General features: G+C 70.6%; 18 protein-coding genes and 1 riboswitch. Of the genes, 11 read left to right on the top strand and 7 right to left on the bottom strand.

Going from position 1 to position 20,241, the window contains the following annotated elements; translation table 11 throughout:
• The first annotated feature begins 179 nt into the window (after positions 1–179).
• The 3 genes from AB0J78_RS26830 (at position 180) to AB0J78_RS26840 (ending at position 4,091) form a co-directional block, all read left to right on the top strand.
• The gene (locus AB0J78_RS26830; RefSeq protein WP_363793657.1) at positions 180–1,589 is read left to right on the top strand and encodes a family 2B encapsulin nanocompartment shell protein; all 1,410 of its coding nucleotides are present in this window, start codon (positions 180–182) and stop codon (positions 1,587–1,589) included.
• A 62-nt stretch (positions 1,590–1,651) separates the two neighbouring features.
• Positions 1,652–3,031: a family 2B encapsulin nanocompartment shell protein gene (locus tag AB0J78_RS26835; protein WP_363793659.1), complete on the top strand. Its 1,380-nt coding sequence runs from the start codon at positions 1,652–1,654 to the stop codon at positions 3,029–3,031.
• A 16-nt stretch (positions 3,032–3,047) separates the two neighbouring features.
• A complete protein-coding gene (locus AB0J78_RS26840) occupies positions 3,048–4,091 on the top strand; it encodes a family 2 encapsulin nanocompartment cargo protein polyprenyl transferase (RefSeq protein ID WP_363793661.1) in 1,044 nt (347 codons plus the stop codon).
• Positions 4,092–4,307: 216 nt separating this feature from the next.
• Here the strand turns inward: AB0J78_RS26840 and AB0J78_RS26845 are convergent, their stop codons facing one another.
• Together AB0J78_RS26845 and AB0J78_RS26850 are read right to left on the bottom strand one after the other, a co-directional pair.
• Positions 4,308–5,636, bottom strand: coding sequence for a cytosine permease (locus AB0J78_RS26845; RefSeq protein ID WP_363793663.1), 1,329 nt, complete (start codon positions 5,634–5,636; stop codon positions 4,308–4,310).
• Positions 5,627–5,740, bottom strand: a riboswitch (TPP riboswitch). It overlaps the preceding gene by 10 nt.
• Before the next feature lie 36 nt (positions 5,741–5,776).
• Positions 5,777–7,294 (bottom strand): helicase HerA-like domain-containing protein, encoded by a 1,518-nt coding sequence (locus AB0J78_RS26850; protein WP_363793665.1) that lies wholly within the window; start codon positions 7,292–7,294, stop codon positions 5,777–5,779.
• 241 nt (positions 7,295–7,535) lie between these two features.
• Here AB0J78_RS26850 and larE point away from each other — a divergent pair, with 241 nt between their 5' ends.
• The 4 genes from larE (at position 7,536) to AB0J78_RS26870 (ending at position 10,656) form a co-directional block, all read left to right on the top strand.
• Complete coding sequence (larE, locus tag AB0J78_RS26855) at positions 7,536–8,354, top strand: ATP-dependent sacrificial sulfur transferase LarE (protein WP_363793667.1); 819 nt, start codon at positions 7,536–7,538, stop codon at positions 8,352–8,354.
• Complete coding sequence (gene larB, locus AB0J78_RS26860) at positions 8,351–9,013, top strand: nickel pincer cofactor biosynthesis protein LarB (protein WP_363793669.1); 663 nt, start codon at positions 8,351–8,353, stop codon at positions 9,011–9,013. Before larE ends, larB begins: the two co-directional genes overlap by 4 nt.
• A complete protein-coding gene (larC, locus tag AB0J78_RS26865; protein WP_363793671.1) occupies positions 9,010–10,146 on the top strand; it encodes a nickel pincer cofactor biosynthesis protein LarC in 1,137 nt (378 codons plus the stop codon). The genes larB and larC overlap by 4 nt, the downstream gene beginning before the upstream one ends.
• A 75-nt stretch (positions 10,147–10,221) precedes the next feature.
• Entirely contained in the window at positions 10,222–10,656 is a 435-nt protein-coding gene (locus tag AB0J78_RS26870; RefSeq protein ID WP_363793673.1) for a VOC family protein, read from the top strand.
• A gap of 54 nt (positions 10,657–10,710) precedes the next feature.
• Here AB0J78_RS26870 and AB0J78_RS26875 read toward each other — a convergent pair whose 3' ends face one another.
• The 4 genes from AB0J78_RS26875 to ligD form a co-directional block, all read right to left on the bottom strand.
• Entirely contained in the window at positions 10,711–12,783 is a 2,073-nt protein-coding gene (locus AB0J78_RS26875) for a xanthine dehydrogenase family protein molybdopterin-binding subunit (RefSeq protein WP_363793675.1), read from the bottom strand.
• Positions 12,780–13,766 carry a xanthine dehydrogenase family protein subunit M gene (locus AB0J78_RS26880; RefSeq protein WP_363793677.1) on the bottom strand — a complete coding sequence of 329 codons (987 nt, stop codon included), beginning with the start codon at positions 13,764–13,766 and terminating at the stop codon, positions 12,780–12,782. The genes AB0J78_RS26875 and AB0J78_RS26880 overlap by 4 nt, the downstream gene beginning before the upstream one ends.
• Positions 13,763–14,248, bottom strand: coding sequence for a 2Fe-2S iron-sulfur cluster-binding protein (locus AB0J78_RS26885; RefSeq protein WP_363793679.1), 486 nt, complete (start codon positions 14,246–14,248; stop codon positions 13,763–13,765). The genes AB0J78_RS26880 and AB0J78_RS26885 overlap by 4 nt, the downstream gene beginning before the upstream one ends.
• A 64-nt stretch (positions 14,249–14,312) precedes the next feature.
• The gene (ligD, locus tag AB0J78_RS26890; protein WP_363793681.1) at positions 14,313–15,164 is read right to left on the bottom strand and encodes a non-homologous end-joining DNA ligase; all 852 of its coding nucleotides are present in this window, start codon (positions 15,162–15,164) and stop codon (positions 14,313–14,315) included.
• A gap of 163 nt (positions 15,165–15,327) precedes the next feature.
• Between ligD and AB0J78_RS26895 the strand changes: the two genes are divergently transcribed.
• The 3 genes from AB0J78_RS26895 to AB0J78_RS26905 all read left to right on the top strand — a co-directional run bounded on the left by AB0J78_RS26895 (position 15,328) and on the right by AB0J78_RS26905 (position 17,865).
• Positions 15,328–15,552, top strand: coding sequence for a hypothetical protein (locus AB0J78_RS26895; protein WP_363793683.1), 225 nt, complete (start codon positions 15,328–15,330; stop codon positions 15,550–15,552).
• A 38-nt stretch (positions 15,553–15,590) separates the two neighbouring features.
• Positions 15,591–16,391 carry an exodeoxyribonuclease III gene (locus tag AB0J78_RS26900; protein WP_363793685.1) on the top strand — a complete coding sequence of 267 codons (801 nt, stop codon included), beginning with the start codon at positions 15,591–15,593 and terminating at the stop codon, positions 16,389–16,391.
• A 61-nt stretch (positions 16,392–16,452) separates the two neighbouring features.
• The gene (locus AB0J78_RS26905) at positions 16,453–17,865 is read left to right on the top strand and encodes an amidase (RefSeq protein WP_363793687.1); all 1,413 of its coding nucleotides are present in this window, start codon (positions 16,453–16,455) and stop codon (positions 17,863–17,865) included.
• Positions 17,866–17,884: 19 nt separating this feature from the next.
• Here AB0J78_RS26905 and AB0J78_RS26910 read toward each other — a convergent pair whose 3' ends face one another.
• Complete coding sequence (locus AB0J78_RS26910) at positions 17,885–18,544, bottom strand: hypothetical protein (RefSeq protein WP_363793689.1); 660 nt, start codon at positions 18,542–18,544, stop codon at positions 17,885–17,887.
• Positions 18,545–18,780: 236 nt separating this feature from the next.
• Between AB0J78_RS26910 and AB0J78_RS26915 the strand changes: the two genes are divergently transcribed.
• Complete coding sequence (locus AB0J78_RS26915; protein ID WP_363793691.1) at positions 18,781–20,232, top strand: MFS transporter; 1,452 nt, start codon at positions 18,781–18,783, stop codon at positions 20,230–20,232.
• Positions 20,233–20,241 lie beyond the last annotated feature (9 nt).

Consider the following 20,241-nt stretch of genomic DNA (forward strand, 5'->3'; position numbering starts at 1 on the left):
CCATCCGGAAGCAACGCCGGGCCGCCAATCCGGCGCGGGGAACAATTCCTTCCAATCCATTTCTCATTCCTCGACGACATTCGCCGATTCAACTTTCGCGTCCACCTTCGCACGGGACCGAACCCTTTCGAGCACTCTCCCGACGATTTGTCAGCTCTATGATTGGTGGTATTTCTGTCGTGACTGCGACCGAGCCGAACCCCGCCGACACCGAAGCGCCGCAGTTGAGCCTGGGCACAGCCGCAGCCAGGAATCTCGCGACCACGACCAAGTCGGTCCCGCAGATGCAGGGCATCACCTCGCGGTGGCTGCTGCGCATGCTGCCGTGGGTGCAGGCCGCAGGTGGCGTGTACCGGGTGAACCGCAGGCTGAGCTACACCCTCGGGGACGGGCGAATCACCTTCAGCAACACCGGGGCCGATGTCCGCGTCATCCCCCAGGAACTCCAGGAACTGCCGCTGTTGCGCGGTTTCGACGACGAGGCGGCGCTTCGCGCGCTCGCCGAACGCTTCGTGCAGCGCCAGTTCGAACCGGGCGAGGTGATCGCCAACTCCGGTGACCCGGCCGAAGAGGTCGTGCTCATCGCGCACGGCAAGGTGAACAAGATCGGCACCGGCGAGTACGGCGACCAGACCGTGCTGGACGTGCTCGCCGACGGCCAGTACTTCGGCGCGCAGGTGCTGGCGGGCGATTCCAGCGAGTGGGACGCCAGCTACAAGGCCGTGACGCCCTGCACGGTGCTCTCGCTCGGCCGGCGAACCTTCCAGGAGCTCAACGGCTCGTCGGAATCGTTGCGCGAGCACGTCCGGCAGGCCCTCGCCGGGCCCGGTCGGCCGCACAACCCGCACGGCGAGGCCGACATCGACATCGCATCGGGCCACTCCGGCGAACCGTCGCTGACCGGCACGTTCGTCGACTACGAGCTGGCACCGCGCGAGTACGAGCTCAGCGTCGCCCAGACCGTGCTGCGCGTGCACAGCCGCGTCGCTGACCTCTACAACCAGCCGATGAACCAGACCGAGCAGCAGCTCCGGCTGACCATCGAGGCGCTGCGCGAGCGCCAGGAGGAGGAGCTGGTCAACAACCGCGACTTCGGCCTGCTGCACAACGCCGACCTGCGGCAGCGCATCCCCACCCGGACCGGACCTCCGACTCCCGACGACCTGGACGAGCTGCTGACGCTGGTGTGGAAGGAACCCGGCTGCTTCCTGGCACATCCGCGCACGATCGCCGCGTTCGGCCGGGAGTGCAGCAAGCGCGGCCTGTACCCGCAGAGCATCGACCTCGGCGGGCACCAGGTCCCCGCCTGGCGAGGCGTGCCGATCCTGCCGTGCGACAAGTTGCACGTCAGCGACAAGCGCACGAGCTCGGTCCTGCTGATGCGGCTCGGCGAGCAGAACCAAGGCGTGGTCGGTCTGCACCAGACCGGCCTTCCCGACGAGTACCGGCCCGGGTTGTCGGTGCGGTTCATGGGGGTCAACGAGCAGGCGGTCATCTCCTACCTGGTCAGCGCCTACTACTCGGCGGCGGTGATGGTTCCGGACGCGCTCGGCGTGCTCGAGCACGTCGAACTGGGCCGCGAGAGCTGAACGCGCGGGCCGGCCGAGCGGGCCGGCCCGCACCTCTCCCCGATCAGAGGAGCTGAAACATCTTGACCGCCACCGAGAACCCTGCTCTGAGCCTGGGCACGCAGGCTGCGCGCAGGCTTTCCACGACCACCAAGACGCAGCCGCAGATGCAGGGCAAGTCCTCGCGCTGGTTGCTGAGGATGCTGCCGTGGGTCGACATCGAGGCAGGCACGTACCGGGTCAGCCGGCGGCTGACCTGCGCCTCCGGCGACGGCCTGATCAACTTCACCAACAACGGCGACCAGGTGCGCGTGATCCCCCGCGAACTCACCGAACTGCCGCTGCTGCGCGGCTACGACGACGATTCGGCGCTCAGCGCGCTCGCCGACCGGTTCGTGCAGCGCCACTACGAGCCGGGCCAGCTGATCTCGGTGCGCGGGAACCCGGCGACGGAGGTGGTGCTGATCGCGCACGGCAAGGTCGACAAGATCCGCACCGGCGAGTACGGCGAGGACTCCGTCACCGACACGCTGGCAGGCGGCAGGTTCTTCGGCTCCCAGGTGCTGGCGACCGCGCAGTCCACGTGGGACAGCACCTACCGCGCGGTCACGCCCTGCATCGTGCTCACCCTCGACCGCGTGGCGCTGCACGAGGTCACCAGGCAGTTCGACGAGCTGCGCGCGCACGTGGCCGCCGAGTACGCCTCGCCGGCACCTGCGACCAACAAGCGCGGTGAGATCGACATCGCGCTGGCTTCCGGACATACCGGCGAAACCGCGTTGCCCGGAACGTTCGTCGACTACGAGCTCGCACCGCGCGAGTACGAGCTCAGCGTCGCCCAGACCGTGCTGCGCGTGCACAGCCGCGTCGCCGATCTCTACAACCAGCCGATGAACCAGACCGAACAACAGCTCCGGCTCACCGTCGAGGCGCTGCGCGAGCGTCAGGAGCACGAACTGCTCAACAACCGCGACTTCGGCCTGCTGCACAACGCCGACCTGCAGCAGCGGCTGCACACCCGCACCGGGCCACCCACCCCGGAAGACCTCGACGAACTGCTCTCACGACGCAGGAAGTCGCGGTTCTTCCTGGCGCATCCGCGCACCATCGCCGCGTTCGGCCGGGAGTGCAACAAGCGCGGCGTGTACCCGCAGACCACCGAGGTGGAGGGACACGCGGTCCAGGCCTGGCGCGGCGTGCCGATCCTGCCCACCGACAAGATCCCGATCAGCGGCAAGGGCACCACCTCGATCCTGTGCATGCGCACCGGCGAGGACGACAGCGGCGTCGTCGGGCTGCGCCAGACCGGGATCTCCGGCGAGCACGAGCCCGGGCTCTCGGTGCGCTTCATGGGCATCAACGAACAGGCGGTCCTCTCCTACCTGGTCAGCGCCTACTTCTCCGCCGCGGTGCTGGTCCCGGACGCGCTCGGCGTCCTGGAGAACGTCGAAGTAACCCGCTGAGCGAAGGGAACCCGCGATGACGACGTTGGAGCAGGACGAGAACCGTGCCGGTCAGGCCTTCGAGGCGCTGACCAGCAGCCGAACCATGGTCGAGCCGGCGCTGCGAGCGGCGGTGGATCGGCTTTCGGACCGGATGCGCCAGGTCGCCGGCTACCACCTGGGGTGGCTCGACGAGCGCGGAAACCCGGTGCGCGCCGACCGCGGCAAGGCGATGCGGCCGACCTTGGTGCTGCTCGGCGCCTCGGCCGTCGGTGGCGATCCGGCCGACGCGGTGCCCGCCGCGGTGGCCGTGGAATTGGTGCACAACTTCTCGTTGCTGCACGACGACGTGATGGACGGCGACGTCACGCGCCGACATCGACCGACGGCGTGGACGGTGTTCGGCAACGCCACCGCGATCCTGGCCGGGGACGCGTTGCTCACCCTGGCGGCCGATGTGCTCGCCTCGTCGCAGCACCCGGAGGCGGCGAGCGCGGTGCGGATGCTCAGCAGCGCGACGCTCGCTCTCATCGACGGGCAGAACTCGGACCTGGAGTTCGAGACGCGCGCCGACGTGGACGTCGCCGCGTGCCAGCGGATGGCCCGTGACAAGACGGGTGCCCTGCTGGGGTGCGCGTGCGCGCTCGGCGCGCTGCACGGCGGCGGCTCACCGGAGCAGATCACCAGGATGCGCAGCTTCGGCGAGAAGCTGGGACTGGCGTTCCAGCACATCGACGATCTGCTGGGGATCTGGGGCGATCCGGCGATGACCGGCAAACCGGTGTTCTCCGATCTGCGCACCCGCAAGAAGACGTTGCCGGTGGTCTCCGCGCTGACCTCGGGCTCCAGCGCGGGCCAGCGGCTGGCGTCCCTCTACTACCGGGAGCAGCCGCTGGTCAGCGGCGAGCTCGCCCAGGCCGCCGAGCTCGTCACGCTCGCCGGCGGGCGGGCGTGGAGCCAGGCCCAGGCCGATGAACTGCTCGCCGCGGCGTTGACTGATCTCCGCAGAGCGGAGCCGGAGGAGGACGCGGCGGAAGCGCTCACCGCACTGGCCCACCTGGTGACGCGCCGGGACCACTGAATCCCGGCGCCCGGAAACGACGGCTCCAGCCACCACCGCCGCCCCTCCTGGCTGGAGCCGTCCCCGGTCACCGGGTGGTTCGCCTCGACGCGAACCACCCGGTCCAAGAGCTGTTCAGGAATGCGGCGGAGCCGCTGTTTCATGTGCGGGACTCAACCAGCACCGCCGCAGGTTCTGCTACCCGCACCGCTACGCGAAGCAATTCCTCAACAGCTTTCAGGAGGCCTTCCGGCGGCTGCGGGCGAGCAGGCCGATGATGCCCGCGGCCACCGCGGAGATGACGAACGAGGTCAGGGCCGCGCTCATCCAGGTCGGAACGGTGAAGCCGATGGCCTCGCGGGCGCCGGTCCACAACTCGGTCCACCAGCCCAGTTCGCCGGGGTTGATCAGCTGGAAGGTCGCGAAGCCCAGCAGCCAGGCGATCAGCATCCCCCAGCGGGAGGGGGCCTGCGCCGAGACGTCCCACTCGCGGTTGCGGGCGTTGTAGAAGTAGTCCACCGCCAGCACGCCGAACATCGGCACGAACACCGATCCGATCAGCAGCAGGAAGTTGGAGAACTGCTCGATGTCCATCGTCAGCGCGGCCAGTGTGCTGACCACACCGACGATCAGGCTCAGCAGCCGCCGATCCGTGCTGGGACGCAGGTTCTGGATGGACACCGCGGTCGAATAGGTGTCGGCGAAGGACTGGTCGACCTCGCGCAGCACCAGCACCGCGAAGAACAGGACGCCCAGCGGCGCCGCCAGCAGCGGGTCGAACGCCTTGTCCCCGTCGAACCCGACCAGCGCCAGACCGAGCAGACCGAGCAGGTAGCAGGCGATCTGGGTGACCGAGTAGCCGACGGTCGCCGCGGTGAACGCGCCGCTCGCCGACCGCGAGTGCCGCGAGTAGTCCGAGGCGACCGGCAGCCAGGACACCGCGACGGCCAGCGCCGCGTCGGCGCCCGGCCAGAACCCCTCCCAGGACCCGTCGTTCATCGGCGGCAACGGCTGGCGCAGGAGCTGCACGAAGAAGTAGACCATCGCGATGAGCACCGCGATGCTCACGTAGCGGCGCAGCAACCGCAGCGCGCCCAGGGGGCGCAAGGTCAGCGCGGTGGTGAGGGCCCCGGCGATGAGCACGTACAGCCACTGCGGTCCGCCACCGAACAGCGCCTCGGTTCCCTGGGCGATCACCAGCAGTTCGAAGGTCCCCCAGCCGACCAGCTGGAGGATGTTGAGCACGGTCGGCACGTAGGACAGCCGGGTGCCGAACAGGCCGCGCAGCAGCATCATCGCCGGTGCGCCCGTGCGGGCACCGGGGATGGCCGCGATGCCGACCATCAGGCTGCCCAGCACGGTCCCGACGACGGTGGCCGTCACCGCAGCCGCGAAGGACAGCTGCGGCACCCCGGCGGGCGCGAGCACCGCGAGCGCACCGCTGAAGCCGAGCAGGCTCACGCCGAGGTTGCCCCAGAAGGCTCCTTGGTCGAGCACGCCCAGCGTTCTGGGGGCCGGTTCGTCCAGGGTGTTCGGAACTTCGGACCGTTCGACGTCAAGCGCCATCGACAGCTCCCTACGCCGGCATTATCCGGACAGGTTCTGCGGTCGGTGGCGCGCTGCGTGCCACCCTCTCAGCCCGATCCGCCCGAGCTCCCGCGTGGATAAGTCGGGCAGACCATACCTGATCGAGTGAAGGGGGTCGGTCAGCGCCTCCTGTTGCCGAAAAGCCCGCGGGTGACCTCGCGACCGACGGCGCTGGCGGCGGAGCGGAAGAACGAGCGCACGGCGGGGTTCTCCATCGCCTTCTGGAACATCCCCGCTTCCTCGCGCGCACCCTTCTGCTGCGGGACCTGCCCTTCCGGAGCGGCCGGCTCGGCGACCTTCTGGGCGAGCTTCTCGTAGGCGGACTCGCGATCGATCGTCTCGGAGTACTTGGCGTGCAGGTCGGAGGACTGGGCGGAGGTGCGGACCGCGTCCTCGCCGATGGTGCCCATCAGCGAGCGCGGTGGGCGCAGCCGCGTCCAGGCCACCGGTGTCGGAGCTCCGGTCTCCGACAGCACGGTCACGATCGCCTCCCCGATGCCGAGGCTGGTCAGCGCCTCGTCGAGCCGGTAGTGCTCGGTGGTCGGGTAGGTCTTGACGGTCTTGGACAGCGCCTTCTGGTCCTCGGGGGTGAAGGCGCGGATCGCGTGCTGGACGCGGGCGCCCAGCTGCGAGAGCACCGGGTTGGGCAGGTCGGTGGGCAGCTGGGTGCAGAAGAAGACGCCGACTCCCTTGGAGCGGATGAGCTTCACGGTCTGCTCGATGCGGTCGAGGAACGCCTTGGAGGCGTCGTTGAAAAGCAGGTGCGCTTCGTCGAAGAAGAACACCAGCTTCGGCCGGTCCAGGTCACCGGCTTCGGGCATCTCCTCGAAGAGCTCGGCCAGCAACCACATCAGGAACGTGGAGAACAGCACCGGGTTGGTCTGCACGTCGTCGAGCTCGAGCAGGTTGACCACGCCCTTGCCCTCGGACTGCCGGAGCAGGTCGGCCACTTCCAGCTCGGGTTCGCCGAAGAACTCGTCCCCGCCCTGGGCCTCCAGGTTCGACAGGGCCCGCAGGATCACCCCCGCGCTGGCGGCCGAGACACCACCGATGCCCTTGAGGTCTTGCTTGCCCTCGTCGCTGGTCAGGTACTGGATGACCGACCGCAGGTCCTTGGTGTCCAGCAGCGCGAGTCCGCGCTGATCGGCCCAGTGGAAGATCAGCCCGAGGGTGGATTCCTGGGTGGCGTTGAGCCCGAGCACCTTGGCCAGCAGCACCGGCCCGAAGCTGGTGATCGACGCCCGGATCGGCACCCCGCGGCCGCCGGTGCCCAGCGAGAGGAACTGCACCGGGTAGGACGCGGCTTCCCAGTCGTCGCCGACGTCCTGGGCACGCGCGGTGAGCTTCTCGCCGCCCTCGCCGGGCTGGGCGAGCCCGGACAGGTCGCCCTTGATGTCGGCGAGCACGACGGGCACCCCGGCGTCGGAGAGCTGTTCGGCGAGCAGCTGCAGCGTTTTGGTCTTTCCGGTGCCGGTCGCTCCTGCGACCAGGCCGTGCCGGTTGAGCGTGGCCAGCGGGATGCGCACCTGGGCCGCGGCGTCCGCCTCGTTGTCGATGACCACCGCCCCGAGGTCGACGGCGGCTCCGCCGGAGCTGTATCCGGCCGCGATCTGCTGGGCGGCGTCGTTGTCGGTCACCGCAGTCTCCTCCCGTCGGCACGTTCCCCTCGGAAGGTAGGTCGATCCGGCCGCCGAGCTGGGGAGCACCACTCGGTCGAGGGACATGCGGGCGCGTCCGCACTAGCACCCCGAACGAGCCACCAAAAGGCTCGTTGACCACCGGAAAGATCTCCTTCGACGGCATGGGATGCGTCGCTCGTTGGAGTTAGAGTCTGGTCGGACCACATGGCTGTGAGCGAGCGTGCGTGAGGAGTGCGTCGTGACCGGATTGGACCGCCTGCGGGCGCGCGTCAGAACCGAGGATTCCCTGGTCGTGGCGTTCTCCGGCGGCGTGGACTCGGCGCTGCTGGCCGTGGTGGCGCACCAGGAGCTGGGAGCGCGGATGCTCGCGGTCACCGCCGTGTCCCCGAGCCTGGCCGCCGAGGAGCGCAAGCGGGCCAAGCGCTTCGCCCGCGAGAACGGCCTCGCCCACGTCGAGGTCTGCACCGACGAGGCCGACCGGCCCGAGTACGCCGCCAACGACGGGAACCGCTGCTACCACTGCAAGTCCGCGCTGTTCGACGCGGTGGAGCCGCTGGCGGCGACGATGGGCGCGAGCATCGCGCTGGGCACCAATGTGGACGATCTGGGAGATCACCGGCCGGGTCAGCGCGCGGCGGCGCAGCGCGGCGCGATCGCGCCGATGGTCGACGCCGGGCTCACCAAGGCCGACGTCCGCGAGGCCAGCGCCGAGCTGGGTCTGTCCACTGCGGACAAACCGGCGGCAGCGTGCCTGGCCTCCCGCGTCGCCTACGGCGATCCGGTCACCCCGGAGGTGCTGGCCCGCATCGAGCGGGCGGAGGAAGCCGTGCACGCCCTGGGGTTCCCGGTGTGCCGGGTCCGCGCGCACGGTCAGGGCACGGTGGCGCGCCTGGAGGTGCCCGCCGAGGACATCGACCGCGCGGCAGCGCACCACTCCGAGCTCGACGCCGCGGGCCGGGAGGCGGGCTTCGAGTTCTGCGCGCTGGACATGGCCGGTTTCTCCAGCGGCCGGATGAACGTGCTGCTTCCGCTGCTGCCCACCCGGACGGCGTCATGACCGGCTTCAGCGATCTCGGCTACGCCAGGGTCGACACCGACCGGGAATCCCGCCAGGGGCTTCCGGAGGTGGTCTACGGGCCCGGCAAGCGGCCGGAGGAGATCACCGGCATCGTGACCGAGCTGCTGGCCCGCAGCACCGGCCCGGTCCTGGTCACCAGGGTGGAGCCCGAGGTCGCGGCGGCGGTGCGGGTGCCCGGCGGCGACTACGACGAGACAGCGCGGCTGCTGGTGTGGCGACCGGCGGAACAGCGGGACTTCCGGTTGTGCGTGGCCACGGCGGGCACATCGGACTGGCCGGTCGCGGCGGAGGCGGACGCGGTCGCCTCCGCGATCGGCCTGCGCACCCACGTGGTCCGCGACATCGGTGTGGCCGGCATCCACCGGCTGCTCGCCGCGAGCGAGGACCTCAAGCAGGCCGACGCGGTGGTCGTGGTGGCGGGCATGGAGGGCGCCCTGGCCAGCGCCGTCGGCGGTCTGGTGTCGTGCCCGGTGATCGCGGTGCCGACCTCGACCGGGTACGGCGCCGCGCTGGAGGGCGTGACGGCGCTGCTGGCGATGCTCACCTCGTGCGCGGCCGGGTTGACGGTGGTCAACATCGACTCGGGGTTCTCCGCCGCGATGGCCGCGCACCGGCTGGCCGCGGTGGCCCGGCGATGATCCTCTGGCTCAACCCCGCGACCGGGCTCTCCGGCGACATGCTGCTGGGCGCGCTGCTCGGACTCGGCGCCCCGCTGGAGGAGGTGCGGGCGGCGATCGAGTCCACCGGCCTGCGGGGGTGGTCCCTGGACACCGAGCAGGTCCAGGTGGACGGGATCGCGGCGACCAAGGCGGTCGTTTCCGCCGACGACGACGTGCCCGAGCGGCACGCGGCGGACCTGATCGAGCTCGCCTCCCGCGCGCGGCCGGAACCCGTGGCGCGGATGGCGGTTTTCGCCCTCGAAGCGATCGCGCGGGTGGAGGGCCGGCTGCACGACCGCGATCCGGCGGAGGTGCACCTGCACGAGGTCGGCGGGCTGGACACCATCGTGGACACCGTCGGGGTGGCGGCGGCGTTGCACGAACTGTCGGTCACCGCAGTGCATTCCGCTCCGATCGCGCTGGGCTCGGGCACGGTCCGCTGCGCGCACGGAGTGCTCCCCGCACCCACTCCGGCGACGTTGCGCCTGCTGGAAGGCGCGGCGGTGGTCGGCGCGGACCTCGCCGGGGAAACGGTCACCCCGACGGGCGCGGCCCTGGTCTCGGCCATGGGCACCCGCTTCACCCCTCCCCCAGCGATGACGCTCGGCGCCACCGCCTACGGGGCCGGGACCAAGCGCTTCCCGCAACGCCCGAACGTCCTGTCGGCTTCGCTGGGGTCCTCCCCCTCGGAGGCGCAGACGATGGTCGTGGTGGAGTGCAACGTCGACGACGTCACCGGCGAATCCCTGGGCCACGTGGTCGAACGGCTGCTCGACGCCGGGGCCGCCGACGCGTGGACGAGCCCGGTGACGATGAAGAAGTCCCGCCCGGCCCACGTGCTGCACGTGCTGTGCGCCCCCGGTGTCGAGGCGGCGCTGACCGGGATCGTGCTGGCGGAGACCGGCACGCTCGGCACCCGTCGGCACGAGGTCCAGCGCACCGCGCTCCCCCGCCGCACCACGACCGTTTCCGTGCGGGGGCATCAGATCCGCGTCAAGCACGGTCCGCACCGCAGCAAACCCGAGCACGACGACGTCGCGGCCGCGGCGAAGGCCCTCGGCCTGCCGCTGCGCACCGTCACCGACATGGCCCTGGACGAGGCGCGCGACTGAGGACCCGCGAACCCGTTCAGTCGAATCCCGGTTCGTCACCGGAGCCTGTCGGACCGGCTCGGTACCATCCGAGGCATGGCCATCAAGTTCGAGAACGTCGGCATCGCCGTGCGCGATCTCGAAGCGACGATCTCCTTCTTCACCGATCTCGGACTCACGGTCGTCGGCCGCACCACGGTCAGCGGCGAGTGGACCGACACCGCTGTCGGCCTCGACGGCAACCACGCCAACGTCGCCATGCTCGAGACACCGGACGGCGGGCACGTCGAGCTGTTCGAGTACATCCACCCGGAAGCGATCGAGACGGCGCCCACTCGTCCCCACGAGATCGGCATGCACCGCATCGCCTTCTCGGTCGACGACATCGACGAAGCCCTCGCGACAGCCGCGAAGCACGGATGCCATCCGCTTCGCGGCGTGGCGACCTATGAGGACGTCTACAAGCTCACCTACGTCCGCGGCCCCAGCGGCATCCTCGTGATGTTCGCCGAGGAGCTGAAGAAGAGCTGACGGCCGGGGCGATCACCGAACTGCCACTGGCACCGCCGAGCAACGCAATTCCTCCTAGAGGCGCCCGACGAGCTTGTCCGGCGTGATGGGCAGGTCCCGGACGCGGATTCCCGTGGCGTGGTGCACGGCGTTGTCGACGGCGGCCGCAGTGCCGCAGATGCCGATCTCGCCGATGCCCTTGGTGCCCATCGGGTTGACGTAAGGATCGTCCTCGTCGATCCAGTCGACCTCGACGTCTCCGACGTCGGCGCAGGCCGCGACGTGGTACTGCGCCATGTCCCGGTTGATCACGTGCCCGTAGCGCGGATCGACGTGTGCCTCCTCGTGCAGGGCCATCGACAGGCCCATCGTCATGCCTCCCATGAGCTGCGAGGCGCCGGTCTTGGCGTTGACGATGCGGCCGACGGCGAAGATGCCGAGCATGCGCGGCACCCTCACCTCGCCGGTATCGACGTTCACCCGCACCTCGGCGAATTGAGCCCCGAAGCTGTGCATCGCGTAGGTGCCCTGATGCGGGTTGTGGGGCATCCGACCAGTCACCTCGACACCTTCCTCGGGCACCGGCTCGCCGTCGGGCAGCTCCATGCGCAGCCTGCGCGCGGCGTCGACGATCGCCGAGCCCCAGCAGGTGATCCCGGTCGAACCGCCCGCCCCGGAGGCCCAGGGCAGGTCGGTGTCGCCGATGCTGAGCACGACCTGATCGACGTCGGCGCGGAGGGCGTCGGCGGCGAGCTGGGTCAACGCGGTCCAGGCGCCGGTGCCGATGTCGACCGCACCGATCAGCACCCGGTACCGGCCGTCGGGCCGGGCCTGGATGGTGGCCTGGGTGCCGGGCTGCGAGTTGACCGGATAGGTGGAGGCGGCGACACCGGTGCCCACCAGCCACTCGCCGTCGCGGCGCGCGCCCGGAACCGGATCGCGGTCGGCCCATCCGAACCTGCGGGCACCTTCGCGCAGGCAGGCGACCAGGTTCCGGCTGGAGTACGGCAGCCCCGTGTCCGGGTCCGCCTCGGGTTCGTTGCGGATGCGGAACTCGATGGGGTCCAGCCCGCAGGCGATGGCCATCTCGTCCATCGCCGTTTCCAGCGCGTACATCCCGGGGCACTCTCCCGGTGCCCGCATCCACGTCGGCACCGGCAGGTCCAGCTGCGCCAGCCGGTGGGTGATCCGGCGGTTCGGTGCGGCGTACATCGTGCGCGTGGGTTTTCCGGCCAGTTCGGGGAAGCTCTTGAGGCGGGCGTCCTGAGCGATCACGTCGTGGCCGATGGCGGTGAGGCGTCCGCTGGAGTCGGCGCCGAGCCGCACGCGCTGGATCGTGGCGGCGCGGTGCCCGACGATCGGGAAGACCTGCTGCCGGGTGAGCACCAGCTTCACCGGGCGCGGCTCGACGCGCTGGGCCGCCAGGACGGCGGCCACCAGGTGCGCGTGCGCGGGCCCCTTGGACCCGAACCCACCGCCGACGTGCGGTGCGAGGACGTGCACGTTCTCGGCGTCGACGCCGAAGAGCTCGGTGAGCGCGTCGCGCACCCAGTGCACGCCCTGCGTGGCGTCGTAGACGGTGAGCTCGCCTTCGGACCACGCAGCGGTGGTGGCGTGCGGTTCCATCGCGACGTGGTGCTCCTGCGGCACGGTGTAGACCGCGTCGTGCGCCATCGCCGACCCGGCGAGCGCGGCGTCGAGCTCGCCCTGATCGACGTCGTCGTCGGTCGGCACGAGGTCGTCGCGGTCGGCGTCGAGGTCCACATCGCGCTCGTCCTGCTCGTACTCGACTCGCACGAGACTCGCTGCGGCGCGTGCGATTTCGGAGGACTCGGCGAGCACCACGGCGATCGGCTGCCCCCGGTAGCCGACCTGCGGTGTTTGCAGGACCGCGAGCTCGGCGTCATCGGTGGAGGCCAGTTCGGGAGCGTTGCGGTGGGTGACCACGTCGAGCACGCCGGTCTCGTCCAGGGCCGCGGTCGCGTCGATGGTGGTGATGCGCCCGCGCGCGATCTGCGACTGCACGAGGTGGGCGTACACGGGTTTGTCGACCGGGTGCTCGGCTGCGTAGAGCGCGCGGCCGCGGACCTTCGCCTCCCCTTCGAGGCGGTCGAGTGGGGCTCCGAGGATTCGGGTGGCGGTGCTCATCTCGCCACCCCCGCCAGGTCAGCGAGCGCTCCGGTGATCATGTTGCGCACCAGATCCACCTTGAAATCGTTCCCGGGCAACGGATCCGCCGCCTCCAGCTCGGCGTCGGCGGCACGGCGGAAATGCTCAGCGGTCGCGGGCACGCCGCGCAGCACCTGCTCGGCGTGCGTGGCCCGCCAGGGCTTGTGCGCGACCCCACCGAGGGCGAGCCGCACGTCGCGGACCGCCCCGTCGGCGACGTCGAGGGCGGCCGCCACCGAGACCAGCGCGAACGCGAACGAGGTGCGGTCGCGGGCCTTGCGGTAGCGGGAGGTCACCGCGAAGTCCAGCGGCGGCACGTCCACCGAGGTGATGAGCTCGCCGTGCTCGAGCACGGTGTCGCGCTGCGGTTCGTCACCGGGCAAGCGGTGCAGGTCCACCAGGTCGATGCGGCGACTTCCGCCGGGGCCGACCGTGTTGACCACGGCGTCGAGCGCGGCCAACGCGACCGCCATGTCCGAGGGGTGGGTGGCCACGCATTCGCGGGAGGCGCCCAGGATCGCGTGCTCGCGGTGGAAGCCCTCGCGCGCCGAGCAGCCGCTGCCGGGTTCGCGCTTGTTGCACGGCGTGGTGACGTCCTGGAAGTAGCCGCAGCGGGTGCGTTGCAACAGGTTTCCGCCGGTGGTGGCGAGGTTGCGCAGCTGCGGGGAGGCGCCCGCCAGCACTGACTGGGACAGCACCGGGAAGCGCTGCCGCACCAGCGGATCCGCGGCGAGCCCGCTGTTGGTGACCGAGGCACCGATGCGCAACGTGCCGGCGCGGTCCTCGATCCGGTCGGAGGTCAACCTCCGCACGTCGACGAGGACCTCCGGCGCGGCGACCTCCAGCTTCATCAGGTCCACGAGGTTGGTGCCACCGGCCAGGTACTCGGCTCCGGGCGTCTCGGCGAGCACGCTCACGGCCGAGTCCACGTCGCTGGCGCGCTCGTAGTGAAAAGGTCTCATCGGGTCACCACCTCGCCGACGGCACGGACGATGTTGGCGTAGGCGCCGCAGCGGCAGATGTTGCCGCTCATCCGCTCCCGGATCTCACCGGCGAGGTCCGCGCCCTCCGCCGTGACCGCGCTGGGTTCGCCGGCCTCCAGCTCGTCGATCGCACCGACCGCGGAGACGACCTGGCCCGGCGTGCAGTAGCCGCACTGGAAGGCGTCGTGCCGGATGAACTCGCGCTGGACCGGGTGCGGCTCACCGAGCCCGTCGGCGGTGCGCAGGTGAGCGCCGTCGTGCGCCACGGCGGGCATCAGGCAGCTGTTGACCCGCCGGTCCTCCAGCAGCACGGTGCAGGCGCCGCACTGGCCGTGGTCGCAGCCCTTCTTCGTGCTGGTGATCCCGAGTCGTTCGCGCAGAGCGTCGAGCACGGTCGTGCGGGTGTCCACGGTGAGCCGGTGCTCGGTGCCGTCCACGAACAGGGTGATGTCGGCGTCCACGATCCCTCCAACGTCGTGCGTCCACCTCGCTTACCCGAACCCGCACCGACCCATGCACGACCGCTCAGTGCAGGTCGCGCCACGGGTCGGTTTTCTGGGCGAGGCGGCGGGCCATGTTGCTCAACCCGTACGAGCGCGGGTTCGCCCGGCCGAGCTCGTCGAGGTCGAGCGGGGTTGCCGCCGGTGCTCCGGGGCGTGCCCGCAGCGAGTACGGGGCGATCATGGTCTGGCCGTAGGCGTTGCGGTTGGTGTCCAGGAAGATCCGGTCGCCGCGCTTGTTCTTGCGCTGCTCGGTGGTCAGCCGCTGCGGATCGTCGCGCGCCGCGCGCTCTGCCATCTCGCGCACCTGGGAGCGGACCTCGTCGAACCCGCGGTCCCCGTCCAGCGGTGCCGCGACGTGGAATCCCTTGCCGCCGGTGGCCTGCACGTGCGGAGCGAACCCCTCGTCGGCGAAGCACCGGCACATCGTGCGCACCACCTCCCGCAGCGCGGCGATGCCGACGTCCTCCGGCGGGTCGAGGTCGAGCACCGCGAGCACCGGACGTTCCAGGTCCTCCACTGTGGACAGTGCGATGTGGAGTTCCAGGCACGCCTGGTCGGCGAGGTAGAGCAGCGTCTCCTCGTCGTCGACGAGCACGTGGTGCACCGGAGGCTCGCCGCTGCGCTGCGGAACCGAAGCGCGCGGGATCCGGTCGGGGAAGTGCCTCGACGCCTCCTTCTGGAAGAAGCCCTCCGCCCCGATCCCGTCCGGGAACCGGCGCAGCGTCACCGGCTTGTCCCGCGCGTGCGCGATCAGCTGACCCGACACCGCCCGGTAGTAGTCGAACACGTCCTGCTTCTTGAAGGAGTCCTGCGGGTAGAGGACCTTGTCCGGGTTGGACGGTCCGGTGCGGTCCTGCGTGTCGTTTCGCGGCATGGCAGTGCAGTACCCAGGCATCGGGACCCCTATTCACCTGGACGTGAGCAGCGTTCGCAGCACGCCGTTAAAACATTCGGGTGACAACGGGAACCGGCGGCCGTTCTTTTTGTTCCTATTGGCTGTAAGCGAGTTGCGGCGAACGCCGAGCAAGGAGATCTCGATGGAGCAGCACGTGCGCGCAGAGCTCATCGGCGGCCCGGAGGACGGCCGATCGTTCATCATCCCCGCCGTCGACGCGGACTTACCCATGGGCGAGTTCGCCTTCCCCTCGCCCCGCGACGGAGAAGACCCCTGCTCGCCCTACGCCTGCTACAACCGGCGTGACCAACGCGCCGACGGCGTGTGGCGCTACCAATACGCCGGCGAGCAGAACGTCGCCCCCTAGCCGGTCCGGCCGTCAGAGGGCTGTGCCAAGCTGCCGCCATGCGGATCGCCACGTGGAACGTCAACTCGGTAGGAGCCCGGCTGCCCAAGCTGCTGGACTGGCTCGGCACGGCCGAGCCGGACGTGCTGTGCCTGCAAGAGCTCAAGTGCGCCGAGGACGCCTTCCCGTTCGACGAGGTCGGTGAACTCGGCTACGAGATCGCCGCGCACGGGACCGGCCGCTGGAACGGCGTCGCCGTGCTCTCCCGCGTCGGCTTGACCGACGTCCGCCGAGGGCTGCTCGACCAGCCCGGCTTCCAGTCCGACGGCTCCCTGTTCGAGGCGCCCGAACCCCGCGCGGTCGCCGCGACCTGCGGCGGGGTCCGCGTCTGGTCGGTCTACGTGCCCAACGGACGCGAGGTCGGGCACGCCCACTACGACTACAAGCTGCGCTGGCTGGACGCGCTGCGCGCCACCGCGGTCGAGGAGCTGGCCGCCGACCGCCCGTGGGCGGTGCTGGGCGACTTCAACATCGCCCCCCACGACGAGGACGTGTGGGACATCGCCGCCTTCGAGGGCAGCACCCACGTCACCCCGGAGGAGCGCAAGGCGCTCACCGCGCTGACCGAGTCCGGCCTGACCGAGGTGTACCCGCGGGCGCTGAAGTACGACGTGCCGTTCACCTACTGGGACTACCGGGCGCTGCGGTTCCCGAACAACCAGGGCATGCGCATCGACCTCGCCTACGGCAACGAGGCGTTCACCAGCGCGGTCACCGACTCCTACGTCGATCGCAACGCGCGCAAGGGCAAGGGCACCTCCGATCACGCCCCGGTGGTCGTCGACCTCGACCTGGGCTGATCCAGCCGGCACGTCCGGGCGGCTATCTTGCGTGGCGAACCACGCCGAGGAGGAGCCAGACGTGCCGGAATCGCTCTGCCACCGCACCGCCACCGACCTGTCCGCGCTGATCCGGGCGCGGGAGGTCTCGGCGCGCGAGGTGATGCAGGCCCACCTGGACCGCATCGAGCTGCTGAACCCGAAGGTCAACGCCCTGGTCTCGCTGGAGCCCGAACGGGCGCTGGCCGCTGCCGCCTCCGCCGACGAGCGGCTGGCCTCCGGCGCTCCGGTCGGTCCGCTGCACGGGTTGCCGATCGCGCACAAGGACACCCACGACACCGCGGGCCTCCGCACGACCTACGGCTCACCGCTGCTGGCCGATCACGTCCCGGACCGCGACGAGCTCGTCGTGGAACGGCTCAAGGCCGCGGGCACGATCGCGATGGGCAAGACGAACGTGCCCGAGTTCGCAGCCGGTTCGCACACCTTCAACCCGGTCTTCGGCACCACTGCCAACCCCTACGCGCTCGACCGCTCGGCGGGCGGCAGCAGCGGTGGCGCGGCGGCCTCGCTGGCCTGCCGGATGCAGCCGCTGGCCGACGGCAGCGACATGGGCGGCTCGCTGCGCAACCCGGCGTCGTTCTGCAACGTCGTGGGCCTGCGGCCGGCACCGGGCCGGGTGCCGACGTGGCCGGACCTCGCGGCGTGGTCGACGCTGTCGGTGCAGGGCCCGATGGCGCGCACCGTCTCCGACGTGGCGCTGATGCTCTCGGCGATCGCCGGGCCCGACGACCGCAGCCCGATCGCGATCAGCGAGCCCGGCTCGGTGTTCCAGGGCTCCCTGGAGACCGACCTGGCCGGGCTGCGGGTGGCGTTCTCGATGGACCTCGGCGGCGAGCTGGTGGTGGACCCGCAGGTGCGCGCGGTGCTGGAACCGGCCGCGCAGGTGCTCACCGACATCGGCGGCGTCGTGCAGGAGGCCGCGCCCGACCTGACCGGCGCCGACGAGGTCTTCCGGACGTTGCGGGCCTGGCAGTTCGAGCTGGCCCTCGGCGAGCTCCGCGACGCCCACCCGGACCGGATCAAGCCGAGCCTGCGCGACAACATCGACGCAGGACGAGCGCTGACCGGTGTCGACGTGGGGCGCGCCGAACGGCTCCACACCGAGCTCTACCACCGGGTCCGCGCGTTCTTCGGCCGCTTCGACGTGCTCGCGCTCCCGGTGAGCCAGGTGCCGCCGTTCGACATCGACCTGGAGTTCCCCACCGAGATCGGTGGCGTGACCATGCCGTCCTACCTCGACTGGATGCGCTCGGCGTACTGGATCTCGGCCACCGGCTGCCCCGCGATCTCGGTCCCGGCCGGGTTCACCCCGCAGGGCCTCCCGGTCGGCCTCCAGCTGGTGGCCCCGCACCGCGGCGAACGACGGCTGCTGGAGATCGCCCACGCGTTCGAGCGAGCGACTCAGCACGCCGCCGTCCTCCCCCGGCTCTGACCCGGCCACGGCCGCCGCATCAGTCGCGGTCGGCGGCCGTGGCGTGGTCGTAGTAGCCGAGGACGCCGGTGGCGCCGTGCAGGGCGAAGCCCGCTTCGGGCGTGGCGGGCTCGCCTGCGGTCTCGATGATCCGGCGCATCGTGGTGCCGACGAGCGCGTCGAGGTCCCGCCAGCGTCGCGCCGGGTCGCCGCCGACTGTCGCGTCCTCGGTGAAGTCCTCGGTGCACCGGTCGAGCCCTTCGCGCAGCAGCCGCGCGTGCTTCATGAACTCACCCCGGCCCCAGCTCGGAGCCAGGTCCTCGGCGTGCGCGGCGAGCAGACCCGCCATGTGGGCGATGTCATCGACGTGGTTGCCGAGCCACTTGCGGCGCCGGTGGATCGATCCCAGCTCCGGCCACCTCTTGCGCGCGGCCTGCCGGGTCCTGCCGGTCACCGCGCTCAGGTCGGCGAGGCTCGCGCCCAGCCACACGCTCTCGGCCGACGCCGCCTCGGTCTGCTGAGCCGCGGCCTCGGCCACGAGCTCTTCGGTGGCCAGCGCCGCCTGCAACCGCGCGAGCGATGCCGCCCGTCGCTGCTGCTCATCGCCCACGTCGGAGCCCTTGGGGCCGGGATCGTGGACCTCCACGCTCGCCTCCGCGGCCAAGTGCTCGACGAGCCGAGCCGCTTCCTGCGCCGACATGACTCCTCCTTCCTGTAAACCATCGGTTCACAGTATCAGTGTGAACCTGAGGTTTACAACCTGGAGCCCTCAGGGCTCGACCGAGAGGCGCTGCGTTAGGTGTCCACTGTGGACTTCAAGTGGGTGAAATTTCGTGACTACCACGCAAAATCGGACATACGGCGCCTTGCATCCAGTGGTGAACACAGGTTTACTCATGTGGTGAACACGAGTTCACGCTGGGAGTGAGGAGTCTGATGAGCGTCGCCGGGTCCGCTTCGTCCGCAACGCGCAGTTCGAAAGTGGTCATCCTCGTGCTCGCCTCGTGCGGGATCGCGGTATCGCTGATGCAGACCCTGGTCGTCCCACTCCTCCCCGAGTTCCCCCACCTGCTCGGCACCACGGCCGCCAACGCGGGCTGGCTGGTCACCGCCCCGCTCGTCGCCGGCGCGGTCTGCGCGCCGGTCACCGGACGACTGGGCGACATGTACGGCAAGCGCCGGATGCTGCTGTTATCCCTGGCCACGATGGCGGTGGGCAGCGCGATCGGAGCGGTCAGCGACGACTTCACCGCGGTGCTGGTCGGCCGCGTGCTGCAGGGCGCGGCAGTCGGCGTGGTGCCGCTGGGCATCAGCATCATGCGCGACGAGCTGCCCGAGGAGCGCGTGGGCTCCGGAGTGGCGCTGATGAGCGCGACGCTGGGCATCGGCGGTGCGGTCGGGCTTCCCATCACCGGCGTGGTCGCCCAGGAGCTCAGCTGGCACTGGCTGTTCGCCGGGGCGATGGTCTTCGCCCTCGTCGAGATCGCCCTCATCCTGCGGGTGGTGCCCGAATCGACCCTGCGCACGGGCGGGAAGTTCGACTTCGTCGGCGCGCTGGGGCTCTCGGCTGCGCTGACCTGCCTGCTGCTGGCCATCTCCAAGGGCAACGAGTGGGGCTGGTCTAGCGCCCTGGTGCTCGGCCTGCTCGCCGGCGCGGTCGTCGTCCTGCTGCTGTGGGGCGCCTACGAGCTGCGGACCGCCGCTCCGCTGGTGGACCTGCGGGTGTCGGCCCGGCCGACCGTGCTGCTGACCAACATCGCGTCCGTGCTGGTGGGCATCGCGATGTTCACCGGCTTCCTGGTCGGTTCGCAGCTGCTGCAGGCCCCTCCGGAGACCGGCTACGGATACGGCCTGTCGCTGGTGGTCGCGGGCCTGGTCCTGCTGCCGATCGGTGCTGCGATGGGCCTGTTCTCCCCCGTATCGGCCCGGATCTCCCGCCGCTACGGTCCGCGCACCACGCTCATCCTCGGGGCCTGCGTGCTGGCGCTGGGCAACCTCGGCGGTTCGATGCTGCACGACCCGCTGTCGGTCGTGGTGGTGAACCTGACGATCTCCTCGATCGGTGGTGCCCTGGCCTACGGCGCGCTGCCCGCGCTGATCATGCGTTCGGTGCCCACCACCGAGACCGCCGCCGCCAACGCGCTCAACAGCCTCGCCCGGTCGATCGGCACCTCCGGGTGCAGCGCGATCGTGGTCGCGCTGACCACCGGTTCCCTGGTGCACGTGGCCGGCGGGACCTACCCGTCGATCAACGCCTACTCCTGGGTGTTCGTGGTCGCCGGCGGCGCGGGTCTGGTGGCCGCGCTGATCGCCGCGGCGACCCCGGCACCACCTCGGTACGAGGCTGTTACCCATCGGGTGGCCTTCGCGGTGGGGGGCTCGCGCTAGCCTGAGGTG

The sequence above is a fragment of the Saccharopolyspora sp. NPDC049426 genome (genome assembly GCF_040676935.1).
In the GTDB taxonomy this organism is placed as follows: Bacteria; Actinomycetota; Actinomycetes; order Mycobacteriales; family Pseudonocardiaceae; genus Saccharopolyspora.